Source organism: Paenibacillus sp. NPDC058174 (genome assembly GCF_042883865.1).
Lineage (GTDB): Bacteria > Bacillota > Bacilli > Paenibacillales > Paenibacillaceae > Pristimantibacillus.
This window is the reverse complement of record NZ_JBHVUY010000002.1, coordinates 150,594-171,399: the sequence shown is the minus strand read 5'-3', so window position 1 is coordinate 171,399 and position 20,806 is coordinate 150,594. Positions and strand designations below refer to the sequence as shown.

Sequence of the window (20,806 nt, the reverse complement as noted above, 5' to 3'; positions counted from 1 at the left end):
TTTACACTTGATAAACGGACGGCCCGCAGCGCTTTTGCCGCAGGCCGCTATTGGAATTAGGGAATGATCAGGCTACAACTATTTCATTTTGCTCAGGTTCGCGTCATACGCTTTTTGCAGAATGCTCAGATACTCTTTCAGCTTGAGGCCGTCGAAGCCTTGAACATAGCTGTTCCAGTCCTTCTCTACGTCCTTGTGTCCGGTAATGAATTGCAGCATATTTGATTTGACGTAATCTTCAATCGTCGCTTTCAGTTGAGCGGCTTTCTCGCTGTCTTCAGCACTGATAAAGATATCGATCGGGAACAGCTCGGCTTCCTTAGGCTCAAAACCCTCGTATTTCTTCGTCTCCGTCACCAGGCGCAATTCATAGCCCTCTGGGGAGAACATATCCTGCGAGACTGCCTCGGATTCAAAGCGTTCACGCGGACGGAAGTCCGGGCCGGCTTGATCCCAGCCGTCGTTATGAATCGTCTCGCTACGGTAGGAAGGATCTACCTGATAGCTGGCAGGCTTGCCGTTCACGTTCAATTGATCTGGGCTAGCCTTGCTCCATGAAGTGCCTTCCACGGAGAAGACTTGGCCCCATGTGCCTTCTTCAGTCCAGAGATAATCGAGCATTTTGATCGCGGCGATTTGCTGCTCTTCATTCGCTTTGTCCGTAATAACGAAACGGCCTTGGTTGCCGACCGATTTATAGTAACCGGACAGTTGGACGCCGTTTGGCCCTTTCAGCGGCGGTACTGCAACATAATCTAAGTTGCGCGGGTCCGATGAGGCTACCGCCATTTGTGCGTGACCGATCGTAAATGCGCCAAGAATCGTATCGCCCACATTGTTGCCGAGCTGCTGCAGTCCTTCTTGATTTTGTGTAAAAGCTTGCGGGTCGATCAGGCCGTCCTTATACAAGGAAGCCAGGTAGGCGAGTCCGTCTTTCCATTCCGGCTGGCTGGCCGACAGCTGCACTTCGCCATCTTTTACCCGGATGTAGGAGTATGGCTGATTGTCGCCGTTGTTATAGATAAAGGCATTCATGAGATAGCCTGTAAGGTCGCCGTGCCAAGTCGAAAGTGCGCCGCTCAGCGGAACCTCATCCGCCTTGCCGTTGCCGTTCGGGTCTTGCGTTTTGAAAGCTTTGAGCACGTTCGCGAATTCCTCAGTCGTTGTCGGCATTTCCAGTCCAAGCTTGTCGAGCCACTTCTGGTTGATCCACAGCTTCTGAGCGTACCAGCAGTGGTAGCATTCATTAACCTGCGGCATGCCGTAGATGTTGCCGTCCGCAGACGTTACTGCCGTTTTCAAATCGGGACGTTCCTCGAAAATTTTCTTAATGTTCGGAGCGTACTGATCGATCAGATCATTCAGCGGCAGGAACACGCCTTGCTTGCCGAATTTCATTTGCTCCGCCGGCGTAAAATTGCCGCTCAGAAACACTTCCGGATAGTCACCGCTCGCCATCAATACGTTACGCTTGTCGTTATTGTCGTTAGGAGGACCAACGATGAATTGCAGTTGGACGTTTGTTTTCTCTTCTACTTGCTTCGTGAACGGATTTTTCAGCGTCGAAAGGTTTGGAGACTGGTTGATAAAAGCGGAAAGCTTCACTGGCTTGGCGCTCTCGCCATTGTCGCCCCCGTTACTTCCCTTGCTTGATCCGCCGTTATTGGAGCATGCGCTCAGCAGCAGCATCGCCGATAAAAGAATGCCAAGCGATATTTTCCACGTTTGTCTCATTTTCAAGCACCCCTTATAAGTTGTCTTGGATAATCACGGCTTCTCCCCGCCAAATATTTGTCTATTTTAACCTTTAAGAGAACCGATCATGACCCCCTTTACAAAATGCTTCTGAACAAATGGATATATGATGAGGACAGGCAGACTGGAGACGACGATGAGCGAGAATTTAAGCAGATCCTTCATCCCTTGTCTGGCTTCCATTGTTCGAATGTCTACCATCATGGAGTTATCCACGGAATTCTGAATAAGAATTTCCCGAAGGATAAGCTGGAGCGGATAGAGATCGACGTTTTTCAAAAAGATTAAAGCATCGAAGTACGCGTTCCACGCGGTTACTGCATACATCAGGGCAAGTACGGCAACTACCGGCTTGGATAGCGGAAGCACGACCGACCACAGAAACCGGAGATCGGAGCAGCCGTCGATGGCAGCCGCCTCATTCAATTCCTCCGGGATGCTCTCCTGAAAGAACGTTTTGGCGATAAACACTTGCCAGACCGCAACGGCCTGCGGCAGCAGCAGCGCCCATCTCGTATCGATCAGGCCTAAGCCTTTTACCGTCAGATAATAAGGAATCAAGCCGCCGCTGAAGATCATTGTGATGATAATCATATACATGATCGGCGAGCGTCCGTAGAACGTACGCTTGGACAGCGGATAAGCAAGCGCAAAGGTTAAGGAAACGCTTATTAGCGTGCCGACAGCCATATAGATCAGAGAGTTGTAATAACCCGACCAAATGCGCGGATTATTCAATACGGCGGTGTAGCCTTTGAGCGAAAACTCAACCGGAAACAGCCACACTCGCCCCGATACGACCGCTTGCGGAGAGCTGAATGACGAGCTGACGATATAGATGAGCGGGTAAAGCACAACGATTAGGACAGCAATGAGTACGGTATAGATGATACCGAGCAGGATTTTGTCCGATACTGGCTCTTTGATGGCATTCGTTTTCTGCATGCTAGAACAACCCCGATCCTGTAGCGCGTCTTGCCCCGAAGTTGGCGAGCAGGATGAGCACCAGATTGATGATGGAATTAAACAGTCCGACGGCAGCCGAGAAGCTGTAATTCGCTTGAACAAGTCCAACCTTGTACACATAAGTGGAGATAATCTCCGACGAGCTTGTGTTTAGCGGATTTTGCAGCAAATATACTTTCTCGAAGCCAATGTTAAGCAGCTGCCCCATATTGAGCACCAGCAGCAGTACCATAATCGGCATAATGCTCGGCAGGTCGATATGAATAATTTTCTGCAGCCTGCTTGCACCGTCCAACTTGGCCGCTTCGTAGAGCTGAGGATTGACCCCGGCCAATGCGGCGATATAGATGATGGCGTTATAGCCCATGTACTGCCACGCATCCGACAGGACGAAAATCGATTTGAACATCGACGGTTCGCCGATAAAGTTAATAGAATCAAGTCCAAGCGCCGTGCGAATGTGATCAATGACACCAATTCGAGGTGCGAGGAACAAGAGAATCATCGATACCATAACGACGGTTGAGATGAAGTAAGGCGCATACGAGACCAGTTGAACGGTACGTTTAAAGATGCCGTCCCGCAGCTCATTAATCATGAGCGCCAGGATGATCGGTACCGGGAATCCGATTGCAAGCGCATACAAACTTAGGAACAGCGTGTTTTTGATTAGCAGCCAAAAGTTCGGGTGATTGAAAAACGCTTCGAAATGTTTCAAGCCTACCCAAGGGCTGCCCCAAATGCCCAGCTTCGGACTTAAATCTTTGAAGGCGATTTGAATGCCGAGAATCGGAACATATTTGAATAGAATGAAGTAAAGCAGCGGCAGCAAAATAAGAAAGTAAAGCTGCCAGTGTCTGCGCATCTTGCGCATCGCTTCGCTTAGGCCCGTCCGTCTGGTTGCCGGTATGGTTCTTGATGCTTCGGTTATGATGTTGTTGGACATCCCCGTAAACGCCTCCCTGTGAGCTACTGATTTGTTGTTGGGCCAACTATACCGCAGCATTGCAAGGACGGGCAATTTACAAGATTCTGGCGGTAAACAAAAATCGGATTGCGCTCGCAGAGCGCAATCCGACTGGGTTTTCCGGCTATTCTAAACCTTTTTCCGGGTCTTCACTTTTACTTCTCTTTCCGGTAATCGCCGGGCGTGACACCGGCAATCCGCTTGAACACCCGATTGAAGGAAATCGGGTTCAAGTAACCGACGCGCTTGCCGATTTCCTGAATGCTCAGCTCCGTATCCTTGTCCGTTAGAAGCTGCTTGGCAAGTTCAACCCGCCGGTTAATAAGGTAATCAATAAACTTAATATTGAACTGTTCCTTGAACAAAGCGCTGACGTTTTTTGAAGGAATATCGAACTGCTGGCTTAGATGAACGAGCGACAAATCGGGATTATGCACGTTATCGTTGATATATTGCTTCATCAGCACCGCAATTTCCGACGCCTCTCCCCTGTCTGCTTTCTCGGCGACTGCATATTCGAGCTTCTCCATGATGCCCAGCATTTCTTCCTGCACGTCCTCCAGCGCTTCGAACTGGTCGATAATGTCCTTCATGATCTCGCGGTTCGTCTCGATCATCTCATCATTAAGAATGATGCCGTGCATTTGCTCAAATAGATAATAAGCGAAATAATTGAGCAGATTAACGATATCGTCCCGCTTCAGCTTATTCAGCTTGAACTGCTCATAAAGTGCCGTATATTTCCCCCGCCATTCAGGGTCCATTAAGCGGAAGCTATAGACGAGGCTGCGGATACGTTCCAAATGATCGTACATCTCAAAGGAGGTGCCCGTTTCCGTCTCCCAATAGCCGATCATCCGATTGTTGCCGAGTACGACCCGATAATTGACCGCTTCAATCGCCGCTTTATAGGAAACCTTCAGCGTGGATACTGTGTCAGTCGACTGGCCAATACCGACGGTTACGGTAAACGGCAGATTCGCGCGGATCCATTGCAGCGCATTGTCGGACAGCTTGAGGATGTTGTCCATCAGCATCGCCTGATTCTCTTCCTGCACGTAAATAAAACCGCACATTTCCTTATCGTTCATCCATTCGCTCCAGCTGCGGAGACCGCACTTCTGCACCAGCTCCACATACATATTCTGAATGATGAACCGAAACAGAATCATATCCTGCTCCTTATAGCGGGAGAGAACGTCGGAATACTTATCGACGGAGATGACGATGACGACCGCCTTCTGGAACCCGCCGATAAAGCCGTGGCGCTCCATTTCCGTACTCCATTCTTCGCTTGCCAGCGATCGGGAGCCGCTCATCACTTCAAGAAAAATCGACTTCTTACGATAGCCAATATTCAAGTCAGACTGCGATTTGAACAAATTAAAGCGCTGAACGAGGGAATCCACCGTTGATTCGATATAATGAAATTCATTCCGGTCCTCACCGCTCTGCTCGCCTCCAGAGGACTGAGACAGATTGTCCAGCTTCGTAATAAGCGCGCGGAGCGGCTTATAGTTGCGGTTGGTCATATAGACGATAGCCAGCAGACCCAATACAGCAATGATTAGAGCGAGCACGATCCATACGTCGGAAAACGTCTGGACGATCGTGAACCGGCTTTCCTTTTGCAGGCCGCTCTCATAGGACCATCCGGTATAGTCGGACACAAGATTCGAGAACGCCGTCTTGTTGCCCGCTGCTCCAGCATCGGCAGCCAGAATCGACTTGCCGTCTTTGCCTGTAATCGTCACATAGCTGGACGTTTGATCTGTACGCTGCGCGACAAAGTCTTTCAGCGCACTCACTCGGACGTTAACGACGATGAGCCCGCTCTCCCCCCTGCTGGTCAAATATTTGCGAGCGAGCGATACGACAGACTCCTCCCTTGAAGCATGGAACTCCTTGAATGGGCGCTCGTTCGTCCAATGATAGGAATAGCCGTCCTTCTGGAGCTCCTTAATAAAATCCCGGTCCGGAAACTGCTCCAGCGGCGAGACGGTGTTCGAGCTCAGCACATAGCCGTCCCGTTCGCGCACCAAATAGATGGAGTGAATACTCTGATTGAGCTGCTTCATATTGTTGAATTCTTTGGACATGAGGTACGTGAAATAAACGGAAGGCTGGCCTTCCTGGTCGAAGTAATCCAGCAGATTGAACTCGGAGGATTTATTGCGGGTCTGGATCGTCACCATCATATGGTCGATCGTCTGCAGCGGCTGCTCGACGCTTTGCAGCATCTGATTGTTAATGCCCGCGTAAATATAAGCCGTATCCTTCTGGGCACGGTCGGTTAATATTTGAAAGAAAATAAAAAACAGAAAAGAAATCATCAGAAAAAAAACAGGCATGTATGAGAACAGCAAACGATAGTACCAATTTTTTTTCAAATTCCATTCCTCCTCTGCCTAGGGCGTGTAAGCGCTTTCCGAAAAACTTGCGACTGGTCTGCTTATTTTAACAACCATCTTTGATACATGACAAGGGAAAAAATGACCTTTATTTACAAATCTATTTACCGCTTCCGTTAACTCGGATCCGGCTCCCCCATCTGGCGGCGGTACTCTCTTGGTGTCATCCCAAGCTGCTGGCGGAATAAGACGGCAAAATGATTGTAATGCTGAAAGCCGACATCAAGCGCGGCCTCCGACGCGGTTCGTCCGGAATGCTTCATCAGCAGCGCAGCTTGGCGAATACGCATCGCATTCAGCGTCTCCACAATGGTAGCCCCTGTCTCCTGCTTGAACAAATGGGACAGCCTCGATTCGGAGAGTCCAATCGACTTGGCAACGTCCTCGATCCGGATGTTCTGGCTCATATGCTTGGACAAATAGTGCAGCGATTCTTCAATGCGCGGGTCGACCCGGCCTTGCTCCCGTTCCGCCATGAGCAGCAGGATGCCGCGAATCTCATTTTCACAAATTGGCTGCCAAAGCGGACGCTGCTCCCGGGAATCATGCAGCACGTTGCGCAGCGCGCGGTAAATGCGGGTTTTTATCGGATCATTCCCGACCGGCTGAACAATCAGCTCTTCGTTCGGAAGGAAACCCGTCTCCGTCAGCTTCGGAAAATGTGCCCATATAAAGTTCCAGCTTCCGCCGGATACCGTCCCGTATTGGTGGGCAACGCCACTCCGCAGCAGCGCGATATCGCCTGCCTGGCAGATCCGTTCCCCTGACGGCGTGCGGAAATAGCCGCTGCCTTCCAGCGTAAGAGCAATGAGCCAATCGGTCATGCCCGAAGGCCGGCTGGTCATATAACGGTCATCCTCATTGAAATGTCCGGCAAAGATCGTCCCGTAAGGCGGAGACATATAGCTGGTCAGGCTGTCGTAGTCTTTCATTGCTGTTCTCCCCTTCTTCACTCAATCCTTACGTCATTATCGACAGTATACACCGAGGCGGTGAGTCTTGTCTTAGTAGAACGTTGGTCATTAAGATATGGAACCGGCGTATAGCTCTCGGTATGCCTTCGGCGGCATCCCCTCTTGGCTGTGAAAAACCCGGATGAAGTAGCTCGCCTGGGTGAAACCCACCCGCTCCGCTACTTGATTAATCGGCAGCCCGGTCGCAACAAGCAAGCCCTTGGCGACGGCCATACGGCATTCGGTTAAGTAGCGGTTGGGCGTCCTCCCCATTATCGTCTGGAATAAGCGGAGAAAATAGTACATGCTGTAGCCGGATAAAGCGGCCATGGACTCCAATGTCCACGACTCGCTGCAGCGGTTGCGAATCTGATCGGCCGCTTCGCGGATGAGCTCCTGCTTATGCCGAGGAATCGCATCGTCCAGCAGCGATACCGCGTTATGCGCAAGCTCGGCCAACAGCTCGTATAGCAAAGCAGACAAACGGGGCTCATACCGCGTCTCGAAATGGCTACTGATGGTGTACATCTCATCCATCAGCAATGCTAACCTGCTCCGGTCCGTTATCGAAAACAGCCAGACGTTCGCTGATTCGTCGGCACTGCTCAGCATCGGAAGCGGCATCGCCGTGCTGAAATGAATCCACCTGACATCCCATGGCTCTTCCGGATTCGCTCCGTACTGCTGCTCCGCTCCCTTTGGATATAAGAAGCCTTCTCCTTCGGTTAGCGGGATGCGCTCGCCATCCAGCTCGACATAGCCCTGTCCTGCAAACACGAGATGGAGATTATAATATCCCATCATCCCTTTGGGGCGGTACTCCCGGTGCTGCGGAAACTCGCTGTAGCGGCCAAGCGATTCCGGGTAACAGACGAATTTACTGCCGGAGGGCTCCGGCAAATAATAATGCGTGCGAATGGCGGATCCTCTCCTTTCTCGAGTTATAGTTATCGCAATATTTTCATATCAGAGTGCAATATTCGATTATTTACTGTTGGTATTGTTGTTCCTAGAATAATAGATAAGACTCTTATTCTGCAATATCTTATTATTCGTTCGATTGGAGGTTCACATAATGAAACAACTTAACCCGCTGGACGAGCTGCGGCTCGGTGTATGCTATTACCCGGAGCATTGGGAGGAATCGCTATGGGAAGCAGATTTGCTCCGGATGAAGGAGCTTGGCTTTTCGATTATTCGCATAGCGGAATTTGCATGGGCCATCTTCGAGCCGGAGGAGGGCAGCTTCAGCTTTGACCTGTTCGACCGCTTTCTGGAGCTGGCTGCCAAGCTGGAGATGAAGGTCATTATGGGTACGCCGACCGCTACGCCTCCTGCATGGCTGACCCATAAATATCCCGAGGTGCTGAACGCTACCTTCGAAGGGGTTACGCTGCAGCACGGCCTGCGCCGTCATAACAATTACAGCAGCCCGAAATACCGGGAGCTGTCGGCGCGCATCACGCTGGAGATGGCGAAGCATTATGCCGACCATCCGGCTATTATCGGCTGGCAGATCGACAATGAGTTCAATTGCGAGATCAGCGTCTTCTATGCGGATGCCGATCATCTCGCTTTCCGGCAATGGCTGAAGGAGAAATACGGCAGTCTGGATATGTTGAATAAGGCGTGGGGAACGGTGTTCTGGAGCCAAACCTACTCAGATTGGGAGCAGGTATTCCTGCCGCGCCCTACCGCTGTCGGCTATCAGCCGAATCCGCATCAGGCGCTCGACGAGAAGCGGTTCATCTCGGACAATACGATAGCATTCGCCAAGATTCAGGCGGATATTTTGCGCGAGCATGCACCCCGCCACTGGGTAACGACGAACGGAATGTTTGGTCATCTGGACAATCATCGGATGAACGACGAGCTGCTGGATTTTTTCAGCTATGATTCCTATCCGCAGTTTTCTACGATCTTCTACGATGCCAATGAGCAAAATCCGCTCGCCGATCGCGGCTGGAGTCTGAGCCTAAGCGCCGTACGGTCAATCTCGCCGAACTTTGCCATTATGGAGCAGCAGGCCGGGCCCGGCGGCTGGGTTAACCGTATCGACATGCCCTCGCCGAAGCCAGGACAAATGCGTCTGTGGACGTATCAGTCCATCGCCCATGGTGCCGATATGATGCTTTACTTCCGCTGGCGGACGGCGACTTTCGGCAATGAGATGTATTGGCATGGACTTCATGACTACGACAACCGCCCGAACCGTCGGGTTGGCGAGGCGGGAAAAGTGGGGAGTGAGCTTGCTGCGATAGGTGATAGAATCGTGGGCAGCCGATTCCAGGCTGATATCGCCATTGTCCGCGACTACGACAATGAATGGGACGGCGAATATGATGTGTGGCATGGGCCGTACAGCTGGAAGAGCGGCAAGGAGTGGTTCAAGGCGCTTCAGAAGCGCCACATTCCGAGCGATGTCGTCTACTTGCGCAGCCATACGACGGTTGAGGAGATAAAGCGTTACCGGGTGCTGGTCTATCCGCATCCGGCCATCATGCGCGATGAGACGGCGGCGATGCTGGAGCAATATGTGCGAGCGGGCGGCACCGTTATTTTCGGCTGCCGGACCGGCTACAAGGATGAGCGCGGGCACTGCTATATGCGGCCGTTCCCAGGCGCAGCCGCTGCGCTGTGCGGCATTCGCGTCGCGGAGTTCACGAAGCTGAACGGCAACCGCAAGCCGGCGCTCATGCAATGGAAGCATGAAGGCGGGCCAGTGACGGCTGCCGAGGACTTCAATGATATTCTGGAAGTGACCGCTGGCAATACGGTTGAGGTGATGGCCGAATATGCTTCGGACTATTACGCTGGGAAGCCTGCGGTTACCCGCAACACTTTCGGTGGCGGGGACGGGGCTGAGACTGAGGCTAGAGCTGGAGCAGTCTGGTACTATGGCGCCGTTTTCAACGAAGACGCCGCCGGCCAGATCATCGAGCTGCTGGGGCTTCGCTCGCCTGCTGCCGACTGGGCAGAGCTGCCCGCACAGGTTGAGCTGGCTATTCGTGCTGGAGCGTCGGGATCGCTTGCCTTCCTGCTCAACTACGGCGAAACAGCAGCGCAGATTACGCTGAAAAAGCCCATGCATGAGCTGCTGACCGGCGCTACGCTGTCCGGCGAAGTCGAGCTGGAGCCGTTTGGCGTGTATGTGATGGGGCTTTGCTGATCGAACTAAAGTAACTTGGGGGCAATGATTGAAACAGCACAATAATCGATTAAAACACCGCAGGGCTACCCTCTCGATAGTCAAAATGTAAAAGTGCAGGCTGATTCGGCTAAATCCGCCGAATTCAGGCCTCAAAATGCAAAAGTGCATTTGAAATGCCCAAAAAGTGCTCATATGGGCTGATTTCCACCAAACAAACTGCACTTTTGCATTTTGATGGGTAAAAACAGCTAAAATCGATCAATCAACATGTATTTTTACATTTTGATGGGGTTAGCTCAGCCTAAAATGGATCAGTAGGCGAGATGCGCCGCATTGCGGGGGAGCTATGGGGGCACAACAAAGAACTTATTACGCAATAGGTATCCACCGTAGCCCTAATAAGTTCTTTGTCATACTTGAAAGAGACCACTGTACTTTTATGAACCGGACTCCCTACAGCTTGTTATGCCACACCATGTGTCGCTTCTCATCCCGGAAGTTAAGCATACGAATAGATGGCGGGGTTAATTATACATCCAATAAACCATTAACAACGCTTATTTCAAGCTTTTCCAGCTAGCCTCTCTAATAAAAGCACTAGCCGGCAAATCTCCGGGTTCTGCTCGATGTTTCTACCGTTAATTTGCCGCTGGTCAGTTGCGTCCGCAAACGGCTTTACTTTCTTGCTCTAAAAATCATAAAGGTCTGATCATCGGTCATTTGCTGAAAATCATAACCGCCATAAATCGCAATGTCCCGAAAACCAGTCTTTTCCAGCATCATCATAAACTCATATTTATAGTACCATCTTAGCTTGGTTGTACTAAATTTGGTTTCGGCCAAGACATGATCCTTAACCACTTCATACCGGTCCAGCTTCGTCTGAACTTGTTCATGAAATTGAACACTCGAGACTGAACTCAATATAATTTCCGCCCCGTCGCTTCGAGTGCCCCTTCGTCCAACCGTCCACTCCTGTTTGCTCTCGTTCGGAGGAATGAATAACGGAATAACGACCTGACCGCCTTCTTCGAGATGAGCGTACATTTTTTGCAAGGCTAATACCGCTTCTTCCCGATCCGTAACACACATAAATGAAGCTAATGGAACGAAGATGGTTTTGTACTTTTTAGGCAGGTTCAACTCCTGCATCTGTTGGTCATACAAGACGGGAGACAATCCCTTCGCTTTGGCTTTGTGCTCGCAAATACTCAACATTTCCTTCGAACAATCAACGCCTTCGACCTCATAGCCTTCAGCTAAATAGGGCAGCAGAAGTCTGCCTGTTCCGCATCCGATTTCCAAAGCCGTTCCGGGAACCTCATCCATTAACCGCTTGTAAAAGTTAGTATCGAAAAAAAACTCGCCTGAGAACCAAATATCATAAGTTTCAGAAACAATTCCTTCATATGAACCATAAGCAGATGACATGAATAAATTACCCTCCACATGTTAATAGGTTTCCCGTTTTAAACATCTGAAAGGGTTCACGGGATACTACCCTTTCATACCTCTTAGATATCTTGTAAAATCGCGCTTTGTATTCATCCTTATCACTCGCTCTCTTCAAAAGTTATTTCTACTATACAGAATCTGCTCGAAATTGGAAATACTTCTTATTTAAGCCCTTCCACAATCTCAATGATTTTGCGAATTACTTGGTCTTCATCACCAACTACCTGCTCCGATGAGAGCTGCTTCAGCTCAAGGTGCTCGCCTACACAAACCGAATGCTTCGCCTGCCGGAACATCGCGATATCATTCGCGTCATTGCCGAAGGCGATAAATTGCTGCGGCTGCATCCCAAGACGTTGCAGACCACTCCATTTATCGACCCCTTTGGGGCTAATGTCGATAATCTGTTCAGAGCCATGCCTATAGATAACGACAGGCAGCTTCTGCAGTTCCACTTCCATTTCACTCATATTGCGGCTATTGAGAATGACCACTTTTACCATCTCATTCAATTCATGAAGGCTGACATTGCGGGCTCTCTGTTCCGGGTCGATATTCCGTCTAATCGGATGCTCGTGGCTGCCCGTATACGCATAATCCCATGCGCTATCTGTTAAATGCTCGGCTTCATAGACCTCTATTAATCTGACAATCTCATCAGCTATCGCGCTCTCAAAATGAACCGTAGAGATTTCTCCTCCCTGCGACACAACAAAGGCACCATTGCCGCCAACCAACGAGAACGCGTGCATATGAGACGGCAATACCGGCAACAGATCGCGGATCGGCCTAGCCGAGGCGAATACCAGCTCATGTCCGCGCTCCAACAGAGTATCCAAGGCGGCAACCATCTTTTCGCTCAAGGGCTTCCCTTTAAAACAAATCGTGCCATCCAAATCAAAAACAAACTTCATGCGTTATCCTCCTGAATTCACACCAACAACTTATTCTACGGTTAACAGTTGCTCGACAAAGCCGCCAATTCCAAGCTTCCGATCCACAAAATGAATCTCCAAAATCCAGTCCCGAGGATTGCCGTTCGCATCCGGTTCTCTCATCGGGATATGATTGTCCGGGTGAATGTAGTTTTCCACGTCATCGCCCTGAATGACTTCATGCGGAAACTCGCCAATCAGATGGCCGGCATGCGGCCCGCCAAACTCCCAGCCATATTGGATCGCGAGATCATATACGTAGGCATAGAGTTCGCTACCTGTAATATTCGGCTGCGACTGGAAGTAGCGTTTCCCCTCTCTCCAAGCTTCTGCGATATCATTAGTCAATTTGATTTTGGCCGGGTCCTCGCCCAGCACGAATGTCCTGCCGAAATCGGCCTCCCAATCCTCAAAGATAGGGCCAAAATCCAGAAATAAAATATCATCTTTAGCCACCATCAAATCCGGAGGATTCTCGCTATAGGGATGTAGAGTGTTTTTGCCCGCCCGTACGATGCGCTTGTGCCAATATTTCTTAATGCCGAACATCTCGAACGCCAAGTTATAAATCTCTTGATTGATCTGCTTTTCTGTGACACCGCTGCGTATAATTCCACGTTCTTCGATCGCCCGGAAAAGCTCCTCCGCCTTCCTCTCCGCTTCCCGCAGAGAGACGTGCCGTTTGCTCATGAATGTGTCCATTGCCCGTTTCCTCCTTCTAATTACCAGATGCTTCTAAAATAATAAATATTTAAGATCAACTCCATGAACTTTCTCACCGAACCTTTGTATTAAATTGTACACCATTGCATCTGTGAAAATAAGAGTGACACCTGGCAGTTTCTTGCCAAGATGGCGAAAAAGCCAGCCGGCACATTTTGAAATGTGCCGAGGCTGGCTCTTGAGTTATGCTTTTCGAATCATTAGATATCGAATTCCTTCAATTAAGACTACAGCCAATAAAGAGAGACCGAATAGCGGCATTATGATGCCCAGAAGGGCCATAAAGACGATAAAACCAATCGAAAGTCCGCTTGAAGCGGCTGGAGGAGCCGAGAACCCGCCTGCTTTTTTACGGGAGAGCCACGTCTTGAAGCCCCAGAATATGACGAACAAGAAAGCGAGGCATACGATCAAATTAATCAATTGATTCGGCCAGCCGAATAGATGGCCTTCGTGCAGCGGGATGCCCCATGTGAACCATTTTGCCAATATGCCATAATCATCATAGCCCACCTTGGAAATGAACGCCCCGCTATATTGATCGAAGTACGCTGTCACTTCATCGTACGGACTGACGTCCAATCCGGTGATGCCTGTGTTGCTGCTCTTGGATACGGTGAATACGCCGTCTTCCCCTGCGGGATAAATAATTGCGTACGGCTTGGCTATGGAGCTCTCCTCAATGCGACCCAGCAATTGCTGAACGCCGATTCGATAGCTGTCGTCCTCCGGCGTTGTGGACATGCCCGGCATTGAGCCATGATGTCCGCCGTGCTCGCTTGAGGCAGGCGGTTCTTCTTTACGGGTCGCCCACGGAATTTCGCTGCGATCCGAGGCCGGCGGCTGCTGCTTCAGCAGCGGTGTTCCGATCACCGGATACTTCTGCGATGCGTTGTAGATGATATCCCCCATGACTGCCGACCAAGGCAGGCCGGTAAAAATAATGACCAGCATAGGGACCGCAACAATAGTGCCGATTATCGCATGCCATTTTTTGTTCTTTTGCGGCTTTGTCGGGTTCTGCCTGTTCTTCAGTACCTTTCCTCTGAAGGTCATATAAATGCCGGTAAGCAGCAGGAACACAGCCCAGCATGCAGCCAATTCAACCAAATAATTGACGACGGTTCCGCCAACGAACAGAGAGCTATGGATTTGCCTCATCACATTAGAAAACGTAAACTCAGCGCGCTGGCTGCCGACGACTTGATAGTTGTCATCCAGAAAGACATACTTCTGGTCGCCCTCCCCATTCGTCATCGTCAGGCGGGTATTGTACGGATCGTCCAATACAATAACCTTTGAGACCGTGTAGTCGGGGTTGAGCTCCCTCGCTTTCCCGATCCCCTCGTCTATCGTAAGACGCTCGATTTGGCTGCTTTGTCCAAAAAATAAATCGCTGTACGCTTTGTTCTCAATATTCGTATAAAACAAATAGCCGATGCCGCTTAACGTTAAAGTAATCAGCAGCGGTGTAATACATAATGCGGCATAGAAATGCCACCGCCATAGGCGGTTGTAAGATCCTTTTCTCAAAACGCTAGTCCCCCTCAGGTCGGTCCTGCCTTATTCACTCCAATAGTATAGGGAATAGGACGGCAGGCCGGATGACCCGATCGGGCTAGTCACGTGAAAAAATTAATCCAGCGCATTGCGCGTTAGCATGCCGGAATTGACGATCTTAACCTGTACATTTACCTTCATCGGAATCGATGAATACGTGTCCTCCCAATCCTCCTTCAACTGCTTCCACTTCTGTGGATAACGGGTCCGGATATCTCTCTCAAATAAGAAGATATCCATTCTGCTTTGCTGAGTTTTCACGATTAACTGGCTGATCTCACGTTCTAACGTCTCTTCCAGGCCCGCCTTCATCTTCTCGAGCTCCTTCTTGCCCGACTTGTTCATGTCGCCATAAACCTCATCTGTGCTGACTGTGACATGGATATCAATTTCGGCAGAGACAGATGAATTTAATTTGAACTTGCTCGACTGCGAGACGGTTTTGAAGGTCGCAACGGTTCGAGAGCCTTCTTTCCAAAGAAGCGGCGTTCCCTGACGGAGCTTCCCTCGAACGCATAGCCACATTGTCGTTTGCTGCCCGTCAAGCCGATAAACGACACGATCACCTTGAAAGAAGGCCATCCCCTCAACCTTCAGAAGCGTGTTTTGGGTACCTTTCTTAGGGGGACGGTCTTCCTTAGAGGAGACAGCATGCAGCATAGGCAGGAATGAGGTCATCTCCTCCGCCTTATAGAGCTGCATAAATTCGTTATAACTCACCTGTGAATATGTGGAGGCCCGATTACTGCTTGAGAGCACTTCCCTTAAATCGAAAGCAGGAATAGAAAAGAGCGTTTTGGCTTGCAGCAAGTCTTTCCCTTTCTTCTCAGCTACCAGCAGAAACTTTGTCCGGCGGATTTGAAAGGTTCTTCCGACCTTGTCGAGAATCTCGTGAATGCCCTCTCGCGCAACCTCATCCCCAATTACGACGGCTTCCAAATGCGAATAGCTTGGCGATCTGGAGGAAATCTCGGTGAGCTTGCCCGCTGCCTCCTCGATCGAATTTCCTTCGATGGTGAAGACTGTAATCGGCTTCTTGGTGAGATCAGAGGGAAACTGGGAGAAGGTTTCCGGATTCGCCCATTGAAAGGTGATCTCGTATTTGTGCCGGCTCCCTTTATCGATCGATAAAGCCGTCAAAAAGACAGTTTCATTAACTTCCCTGCGGTCCCAGCAGCCCGTCATGAGCAAACACATGCATATCAGCAACGCTATTTTATGCATTCGCATTGTCCGCACGTGACATTCTCCCTCTGGCAATCAAGCAGGCTAATCCTAGAAGTAGCGGGATTCCGACCTGGAATAATAGCGACAAGTACGTCCAATAATGCAGCATGAAATAGGAAAGCTTCTGTGTATTGTTTAAATAGAACAAGCTTAGAAGAAGAATGGCGGCTCCGAATAGCAGCACGGGCCATTTGGACGCTGATCGATCAGACAGGCCGAGCAAGTGGCGGATAGCGGTCAGGCAGCTTGTGAACAGCATACCGATAACCAGAAACATTGCAGCTCCCCATACCGATACAAATATCGTCTCCACCCGCTCGAAGAAGGTGCCGAAATTAAACAGAGTAATTAGCTCAACCGTCGGGAACGTAAGCAATTCCAATTGATTAGGAGAGAAAACACCAACTTCCTCGACCACAATCAAGCTGGTCACGCCGAAAGTAAGTGCACTTCCCCAGACCACGTACTTCTTAGCGTATTTCATCTTGTCAGGCCGAACAAATGCAAAGAGCATCGTAATTACAATGCTCTGGGTGAAGGAAGTCAGATTGAACAGAGAGGCATAAAAAATATTGGACCACCGGTTTTGACCAATAGGCAGGTAATTGGTCAGCTCAACACTAGGAAGCGTGCCCGCGAACAAAAGCAGCAAGGTCACAAGCAGCGCAAAAATGACCAGCGTACTCATTTTTCCTAAAACAATCATTCCTTGGGCTGCCCCGTACATACAGAACAAAACAATAAGAACGATGAACACAATGAGAGGCGTCATTGGCAGGAAGAGTGTCTTAAAGCTGGTTGCCAGCGTTTGAACATAAACTACGGTCAGGCAAATCAAGTATCCCAAGTATAAGATACCAATGGCTTTCCCCGCCCAGCGGCCGAGCAGGAAGGATAGAAATTGAATCAGTGTGCGATTCGGAAACTGGCCAGCCAGCCAAACCGCATATAGGCAAAAGAGAAACGCGGCCGAGGCAGCCAGCAAGGATGAGATCCACATGTCCTCGTGGGCGAAACGGGCCATGATCGCAGGCGCAAATATATAGTTCTGGGTCGCGAGGAGCAATGCGAGCAGGCCCGCCGCCTGTAAGGGCGTCATTTTCTCAGAAAGATTCACTCTAATCACTTCCTGTTATGTGGTGTTTGTGAGGGGTCGGGAAATCGAAGCCGGCTGCTGTCTTCCGCCAGATATTCAGAATAGCTGTTGAGCTTGGGGGCGGGATAACGCAGCAGCGAGTCCCGCATCTCTTTTCTGCGAAATGGCGCCACCGGTGTCAAATAAGGTACACCAACCGATTTGAGACCGGTTAAATGCAAGTATAGGAACATCATGCCGAAGACGATACCGAAAAACCCTAAAAAACCCGCAAGCAAAATGAAGATGAACCGGATCACACGCAGACCGATGCCCAGACTGTAGTTCGGAATCGTGAACGAGCAAATGGCGGTGATGGATACGATGATAACCATCTGCGGACTGATGATGCCTGCGCTAACAGCGGATTCGCCGATAACCAACGCACCCACGATGCTGATGGTGCTGCCAACGATTTTGGGCAGACGAATGCCAGCTTCCCGAAGAATTTCGAAGGTGCCCTCCATAAGAAGCACTTCGACGATGGAAGGAAACGGAACCCGCTCCCGTCCGGCAATAATGCTAAAGGTCAGGAAAGTTGGGAGCAAGTCGGGATGAAAGCTGCTCAGAGCGACATAAAGCGAAGGCATAAAGATTGAAATCAGCATTGCAGTAAACCGCAGCATTCGAAAAAACGTACCCGCCCAAGCTGAGAAATTATAATCGTCTGGAGCATGGAGCAGCTCCAAGAAATTGATGGGACCATAGATCGTAAATGGCGTTCCGTCCACAATAATCGCGAATCCGCCGTTCAGCAGGTGATGAACGATTCGATCCGTACGCTCCGTCTTCGCCATAAGCGGAAACAAGCTATACCGCTGATCCTGAATAAACTCCAGCAGTTGATGGCTGGATTGAAGAGCATCGAGCTCAACAGTCCGGATACGCTTCTCCAGCTCCTCAATAATAGCCGGATTAGCAACACTCTCTATATAAGCGACAACAACGCGTGTTTGCGTCAAATTGCCGATCGTATACTTCTTATTCTTGAACAACGGAGTACGAATGCGCTGACGCAAGAGGGCTACATTGGTATCCAGACTTTCATTAAAGCCTTCTTTGGCGCCGGAGGTGCTTGGTTCTGTAGACGGTTCCTCGATGGCCCGCTGGTAAACGAGCTTCGTCAGGAATAAATATGCATTCGTTTCTCCTTCAATAAAGAGAACTGCCTCTCCTTGCAAAAGCATATAGGCAACCTGAGCCAGGTCGGTTGTTTGATGAATGTGTCCAATCGGAATGTACTGCTTCAACCGATCCAACAGCTTCTTGTCTGTGTCCGCATGTTCGATCGCCTTATTCAAATATGGAAGCAGATCTCGTTCCAAGACGTTCGGGTTTACAATCGTATGGATATAGACAAGGGCGGATGGTGCTGAACCGATGTTGTCATAACGGACGAAGAGATCATCAACATGTTGAAAATAGCTGGCCTTCAGCTGTTTAACCGCATCTTGAACGTGAACAGGGATAGCGGAAGACAAGGTCTCAAGCTGGCTTGTATAGTCCGTTTTTCCCTTGTTATCCGTGAAATCGGCCACACTGCCACCTCGTCTCTTTTCCACTAAATTCCGTGTTATGATCCCCTGAATCTGGAATTTAATTCATCTGGAATAGCGGTATCATGATGTCCTAGAGAAACTAAAAGAAACGGGCCATCATTGAAAGATGACCCGTTATATTGAACTATCTATCGCTTTTGCCGCTCCAATGCGTCGGTTTCTTCCTCAATCCGGCTGATGTCGATACGCTCGAATAGAAGCTTTAGATTATGAATCTCGCGGTGGGCCGGAACCGAGACTGACGTCCATACTGGCTGCTGCAGGCTGAGAAATCCTCTAATTTGCTCGCAGGCAAAAGGAAGGAACGGGTTCAGCAGATTGGCTAGATTCGCTATAATTTGCACGCAAGCGTTTAACGTGGAACCGCATGCTGCCCGGTCTTCCTTGATCTGTACCCACGGCTTCTGCTCGTCAAAGAATTTGTTTGCTTGCCGTACGGAACTGAATATGAGCTCAATGGCTTCTTTTAGCCGACCCGCTTCAATTAGCGCTCCGGACTTTTCATACAGCTGCTCGCTTGCGGTTTCCCACTCCCCGCTTAGCTCGCCATCCGGAACACGCCCTTCGAATGACTTGTCGATAAAGGCCAGCGTACGATTCACAAAATTACCAAATGCGCCAAGCAGCTCACCGTTATGACTATGGATGAATTCCCGCCATGAAAAATCGGTATCTCTGTTCTCAGGACCATTCGCAATCAGAAAATAACGGATCGAATCCGGCTGATAACGGCTCAGCATATCCGGCACCCAGATTGCCCAATTGTTGCTGGTCGAGAACTTCTTCCCTTCAAGGGTCATATATTCACTGGAGATAATCCGATCCGGCAAATGCAATCCTCCCGCGCCCATAAGCAACGCAGGCCAAATGACCGCATGGAACGGAATATTATCTTTGCCATGCACATAATAAGCGGTCAGCTCAGTCTGATCCAGTGACCAGAAGTCCTCCCAGCTGCCGCCTGTCTCCGCAGCCCACTGCTTGCTGGCAGATAAATAGCCGCTGACGGCTTCGATCCAGACGTAGATTTTTTTATCCTCGAAGCCTTCGACCGGAACGTCCACGCCCCAGGTCAAATCGCGGGTAACGGCACGGTCCTGCAGTCCTTCCTCTAAGTAGCGCCTGGTCAGCTGTACGGCATTATCTTTCCAGCCTTGCGACTCGGCCGCGTACTGCGTCAATTCCGTTTGAAATCGGGAGAGCGCCAAATAATAATGCTCGGTCGGACGATCAACGGGAGGATTGCCGCAGATTTTGCAGGTTTTGTCTGTCAGATCGGATGGATCAAGCAGGGTTGAGCAATAATCGCATTGATCGCCCCTGGCGCGATTGCCGCAAACCGGACAAGTCCCTTCGACGTATCGATCCGGCAGAAAACGCTGATCGGTCTCGCAATACGTTTGCAGAACCGTCTTTTTATACAGGTATCCGTTGTTCAGCAAGCTCAGAAACAGCTCTTGCACGACCTGATGGTGAAACGGCTGATCCGTGCGGGTGTATAAGTCATAGGTGAACCCCAATTGCTTAAAGCACGCTACAAACTCTTGATGGTACCGGTCTGCGATGTCCCCTGGCGAGACGCCCTCTTGAATGGCTTGAACGGCAACCGGCGTACCGTGACAATCGCTGCCTGATACATACAACACCTCTTCACCTTTGGCACGAAAATAACGCGCCAGCACATCTCCCGGCAATAAGCTTGCCAGCCTCCCCAAATGCAATGAACCGTTGGCATAAGGCCATGCCCCGCCGATAAATACTTTTCCTTTTCCCATGTAAGCCCCTCCTTTTTTGTGGACAAAACAAAAAGCCCTCATCCCAAAGGGACGAGAGCTGAACTCACGCGGTACCACCCAATTTTATCAGATGCCTTGCGGCATTGACCTCTTCAGGTACGACGCGGTTCGCGTTTATACCCTAGCACGTTAACGGGTGCGGGGTTCCGGCGCAGCCTACAACCACATGTGGTTTCGATGCGCAGCTCCAAGACCATATTCCCAAGGTTATTC

15 protein-coding genes and 1 other annotated feature (1 of these 16 running past the window's edge) are annotated in these 20,806 nt (G+C 50.1%); of the genes, 1 reads left to right on the top strand and 14 read right to left on the bottom strand.

Features of this window, described 5'->3' with window-relative positions:
* Positions 1–78: 78 nt before the first annotated feature.
* The 6 genes from ACFVVF_RS12375 to ACFVVF_RS12350 form a co-directional block, all read right to left on the bottom strand.
* On the bottom strand, positions 79–1,734 hold the full coding sequence (locus tag ACFVVF_RS12375) for an ABC transporter substrate-binding protein (RefSeq protein WP_387809443.1): 1,656 nt from the start codon (positions 1,732–1,734) through the stop codon (positions 79–81).
* 66 nt (positions 1,735–1,800) lie between these two features.
* Positions 1,801–2,700 carry a carbohydrate ABC transporter permease gene (locus tag ACFVVF_RS12370; RefSeq protein ID WP_387809440.1) on the bottom strand — a complete coding sequence of 300 codons (900 nt, stop codon included), beginning with the start codon at positions 2,698–2,700 and terminating at the stop codon, positions 1,801–1,803.
* A gap of 1 nt (position 2,701) precedes the next feature.
* On the bottom strand, positions 2,702–3,667 hold the full coding sequence (locus ACFVVF_RS12365) for an ABC transporter permease (RefSeq protein ID WP_387809437.1): 966 nt from the start codon (positions 3,665–3,667) through the stop codon (positions 2,702–2,704).
* 176 nt (positions 3,668–3,843) lie between these two features.
* The gene (locus ACFVVF_RS12360; protein ID WP_387809434.1) at positions 3,844–6,078 is read right to left on the bottom strand and encodes an AraC family transcriptional regulator; all 2,235 of its coding nucleotides are present in this window, start codon (positions 6,076–6,078) and stop codon (positions 3,844–3,846) included.
* 137 nt (positions 6,079–6,215) lie between these two features.
* Positions 6,216–7,031 (bottom strand): helix-turn-helix domain-containing protein, encoded by an 816-nt coding sequence (locus tag ACFVVF_RS12355; protein WP_387809431.1) that lies wholly within the window; start codon positions 7,029–7,031, stop codon positions 6,216–6,218.
* A 90-nt stretch (positions 7,032–7,121) separates the two neighbouring features.
* Positions 7,122–7,952 (bottom strand): helix-turn-helix transcriptional regulator, encoded by an 831-nt coding sequence (locus tag ACFVVF_RS12350; protein WP_387809428.1) that lies wholly within the window; start codon positions 7,950–7,952, stop codon positions 7,122–7,124.
* Between the two features lie 175 nt (positions 7,953–8,127).
* Here ACFVVF_RS12350 and ACFVVF_RS12345 point away from each other — a divergent pair, with 175 nt between their 5' ends.
* Positions 8,128–10,221 carry a beta-galactosidase gene (locus tag ACFVVF_RS12345; RefSeq protein ID WP_387809425.1) on the top strand — a complete coding sequence of 698 codons (2,094 nt, stop codon included), beginning with the start codon at positions 8,128–8,130 and terminating at the stop codon, positions 10,219–10,221.
* A gap of 657 nt (positions 10,222–10,878) precedes the next feature.
* Here ACFVVF_RS12345 and ACFVVF_RS12340 read toward each other — a convergent pair.
* The 8 genes from ACFVVF_RS12340 to metG all read right to left on the bottom strand — a co-directional run bounded on the left by ACFVVF_RS12340 (position 10,879) and on the right by metG (position 20,572).
* Positions 10,879–11,634, bottom strand: a complete 756-nt coding sequence (locus ACFVVF_RS12340) for a class I SAM-dependent DNA methyltransferase (RefSeq protein ID WP_387809422.1) — start codon at positions 11,632–11,634, stop codon at positions 10,879–10,881.
* A 185-nt stretch (positions 11,635–11,819) separates the two neighbouring features.
* Positions 11,820–12,572, bottom strand: a complete 753-nt coding sequence (locus ACFVVF_RS12335) for an HAD-IIB family hydrolase (RefSeq protein WP_387809420.1) — start codon at positions 12,570–12,572, stop codon at positions 11,820–11,822.
* 30 nt (positions 12,573–12,602) lie between these two features.
* Positions 12,603–13,295 carry a M24 family metallopeptidase gene (locus tag ACFVVF_RS12330; protein WP_387809417.1) on the bottom strand — a complete coding sequence of 231 codons (693 nt, stop codon included), beginning with the start codon at positions 13,293–13,295 and terminating at the stop codon, positions 12,603–12,605.
* Positions 13,296–13,499: 204 nt separating this feature from the next.
* Positions 13,500–14,849 (bottom strand): PepSY-associated TM helix domain-containing protein, encoded by a 1,350-nt coding sequence (locus tag ACFVVF_RS12325; protein WP_387809414.1) that lies wholly within the window; start codon positions 14,847–14,849, stop codon positions 13,500–13,502.
* A 102-nt stretch (positions 14,850–14,951) separates the two neighbouring features.
* Positions 14,952–16,061, bottom strand: coding sequence for a Ger(x)C family spore germination protein (locus tag ACFVVF_RS12320; protein WP_387809412.1), 1,110 nt, complete (start codon positions 16,059–16,061; stop codon positions 14,952–14,954).
* 31 nt (positions 16,062–16,092) lie between these two features.
* Positions 16,093–17,220, bottom strand: coding sequence for a GerAB/ArcD/ProY family transporter (locus ACFVVF_RS12315; protein ID WP_387809409.1), 1,128 nt, complete (start codon positions 17,218–17,220; stop codon positions 16,093–16,095).
* A gap of 5 nt (positions 17,221–17,225) precedes the next feature.
* On the bottom strand, positions 17,226–18,800 hold the full coding sequence (locus ACFVVF_RS12310) for a spore germination protein (RefSeq protein ID WP_387809407.1): 1,575 nt from the start codon (positions 18,798–18,800) through the stop codon (positions 17,226–17,228).
* Positions 18,801–18,925: 125 nt separating this feature from the next.
* On the bottom strand, positions 18,926–20,572 hold the full coding sequence (metG, locus tag ACFVVF_RS12305) for a methionine--tRNA ligase (protein WP_387809404.1): 1,647 nt from the start codon (positions 20,570–20,572) through the stop codon (positions 18,926–18,928).
* A gap of 44 nt (positions 20,573–20,616) precedes the next feature.
* Positions 20,617–20,806 (bottom strand) — a binding site (T-box leader); it runs 75 nt beyond the window's last position.

What these genes read in the sequence shown, in the direction of transcription:
- metG (WP_387809404.1), bottom strand. Translation starts at nt 20,572, where the DNA reads ATGGGAAAAGGAAAAGTATTTATCGGCGGGGCATGGCCTTATGCCAAC.
- ACFVVF_RS12375 (WP_387809443.1), bottom strand. Translation starts at nt 1,734, where the DNA reads ATGAGACAAACGTGGAAAATATCGCTTGGCATTCTTTTATCGGCGATG.
- ACFVVF_RS12365 (WP_387809437.1), bottom strand. Translation starts at nt 3,667, where the DNA reads ATGTCCAACAACATCATAACCGAAGCATCAAGAACCATACCGGCAACC.
- ACFVVF_RS12345 (WP_387809425.1), top strand. Translation starts at nt 8,128, where the DNA reads ATGAAACAACTTAACCCGCTGGACGAGCTGCGGCTCGGTGTATGCTAT.
- ACFVVF_RS12340 (WP_387809422.1), bottom strand. Translation starts at nt 11,634, where the DNA reads ATGTCATCTGCTTATGGTTCATATGAAGGAATTGTTTCTGAAACTTAT.
- ACFVVF_RS12370 (WP_387809440.1), bottom strand. Translation starts at nt 2,700, where the DNA reads ATGCAGAAAACGAATGCCATCAAAGAGCCAGTATCGGACAAAATCCTG.
- ACFVVF_RS12355 (WP_387809431.1), bottom strand. Translation starts at nt 7,031, where the DNA reads ATGAAAGACTACGACAGCCTGACCAGCTATATGTCTCCGCCTTACGGG.
- ACFVVF_RS12330 (WP_387809417.1), bottom strand. Translation starts at nt 13,295, where the DNA reads ATGGACACATTCATGAGCAAACGGCACGTCTCTCTGCGGGAAGCGGAG.
- ACFVVF_RS12335 (WP_387809420.1), bottom strand. Translation starts at nt 12,572, where the DNA reads ATGAAGTTTGTTTTTGATTTGGATGGCACGATTTGTTTTAAAGGGAAG.
- ACFVVF_RS12320 (WP_387809412.1), bottom strand. Translation starts at nt 16,061, where the DNA reads ATGACGGGCTGCTGGGACCGCAGGGAAGTTAATGAAACTGTCTTTTTG.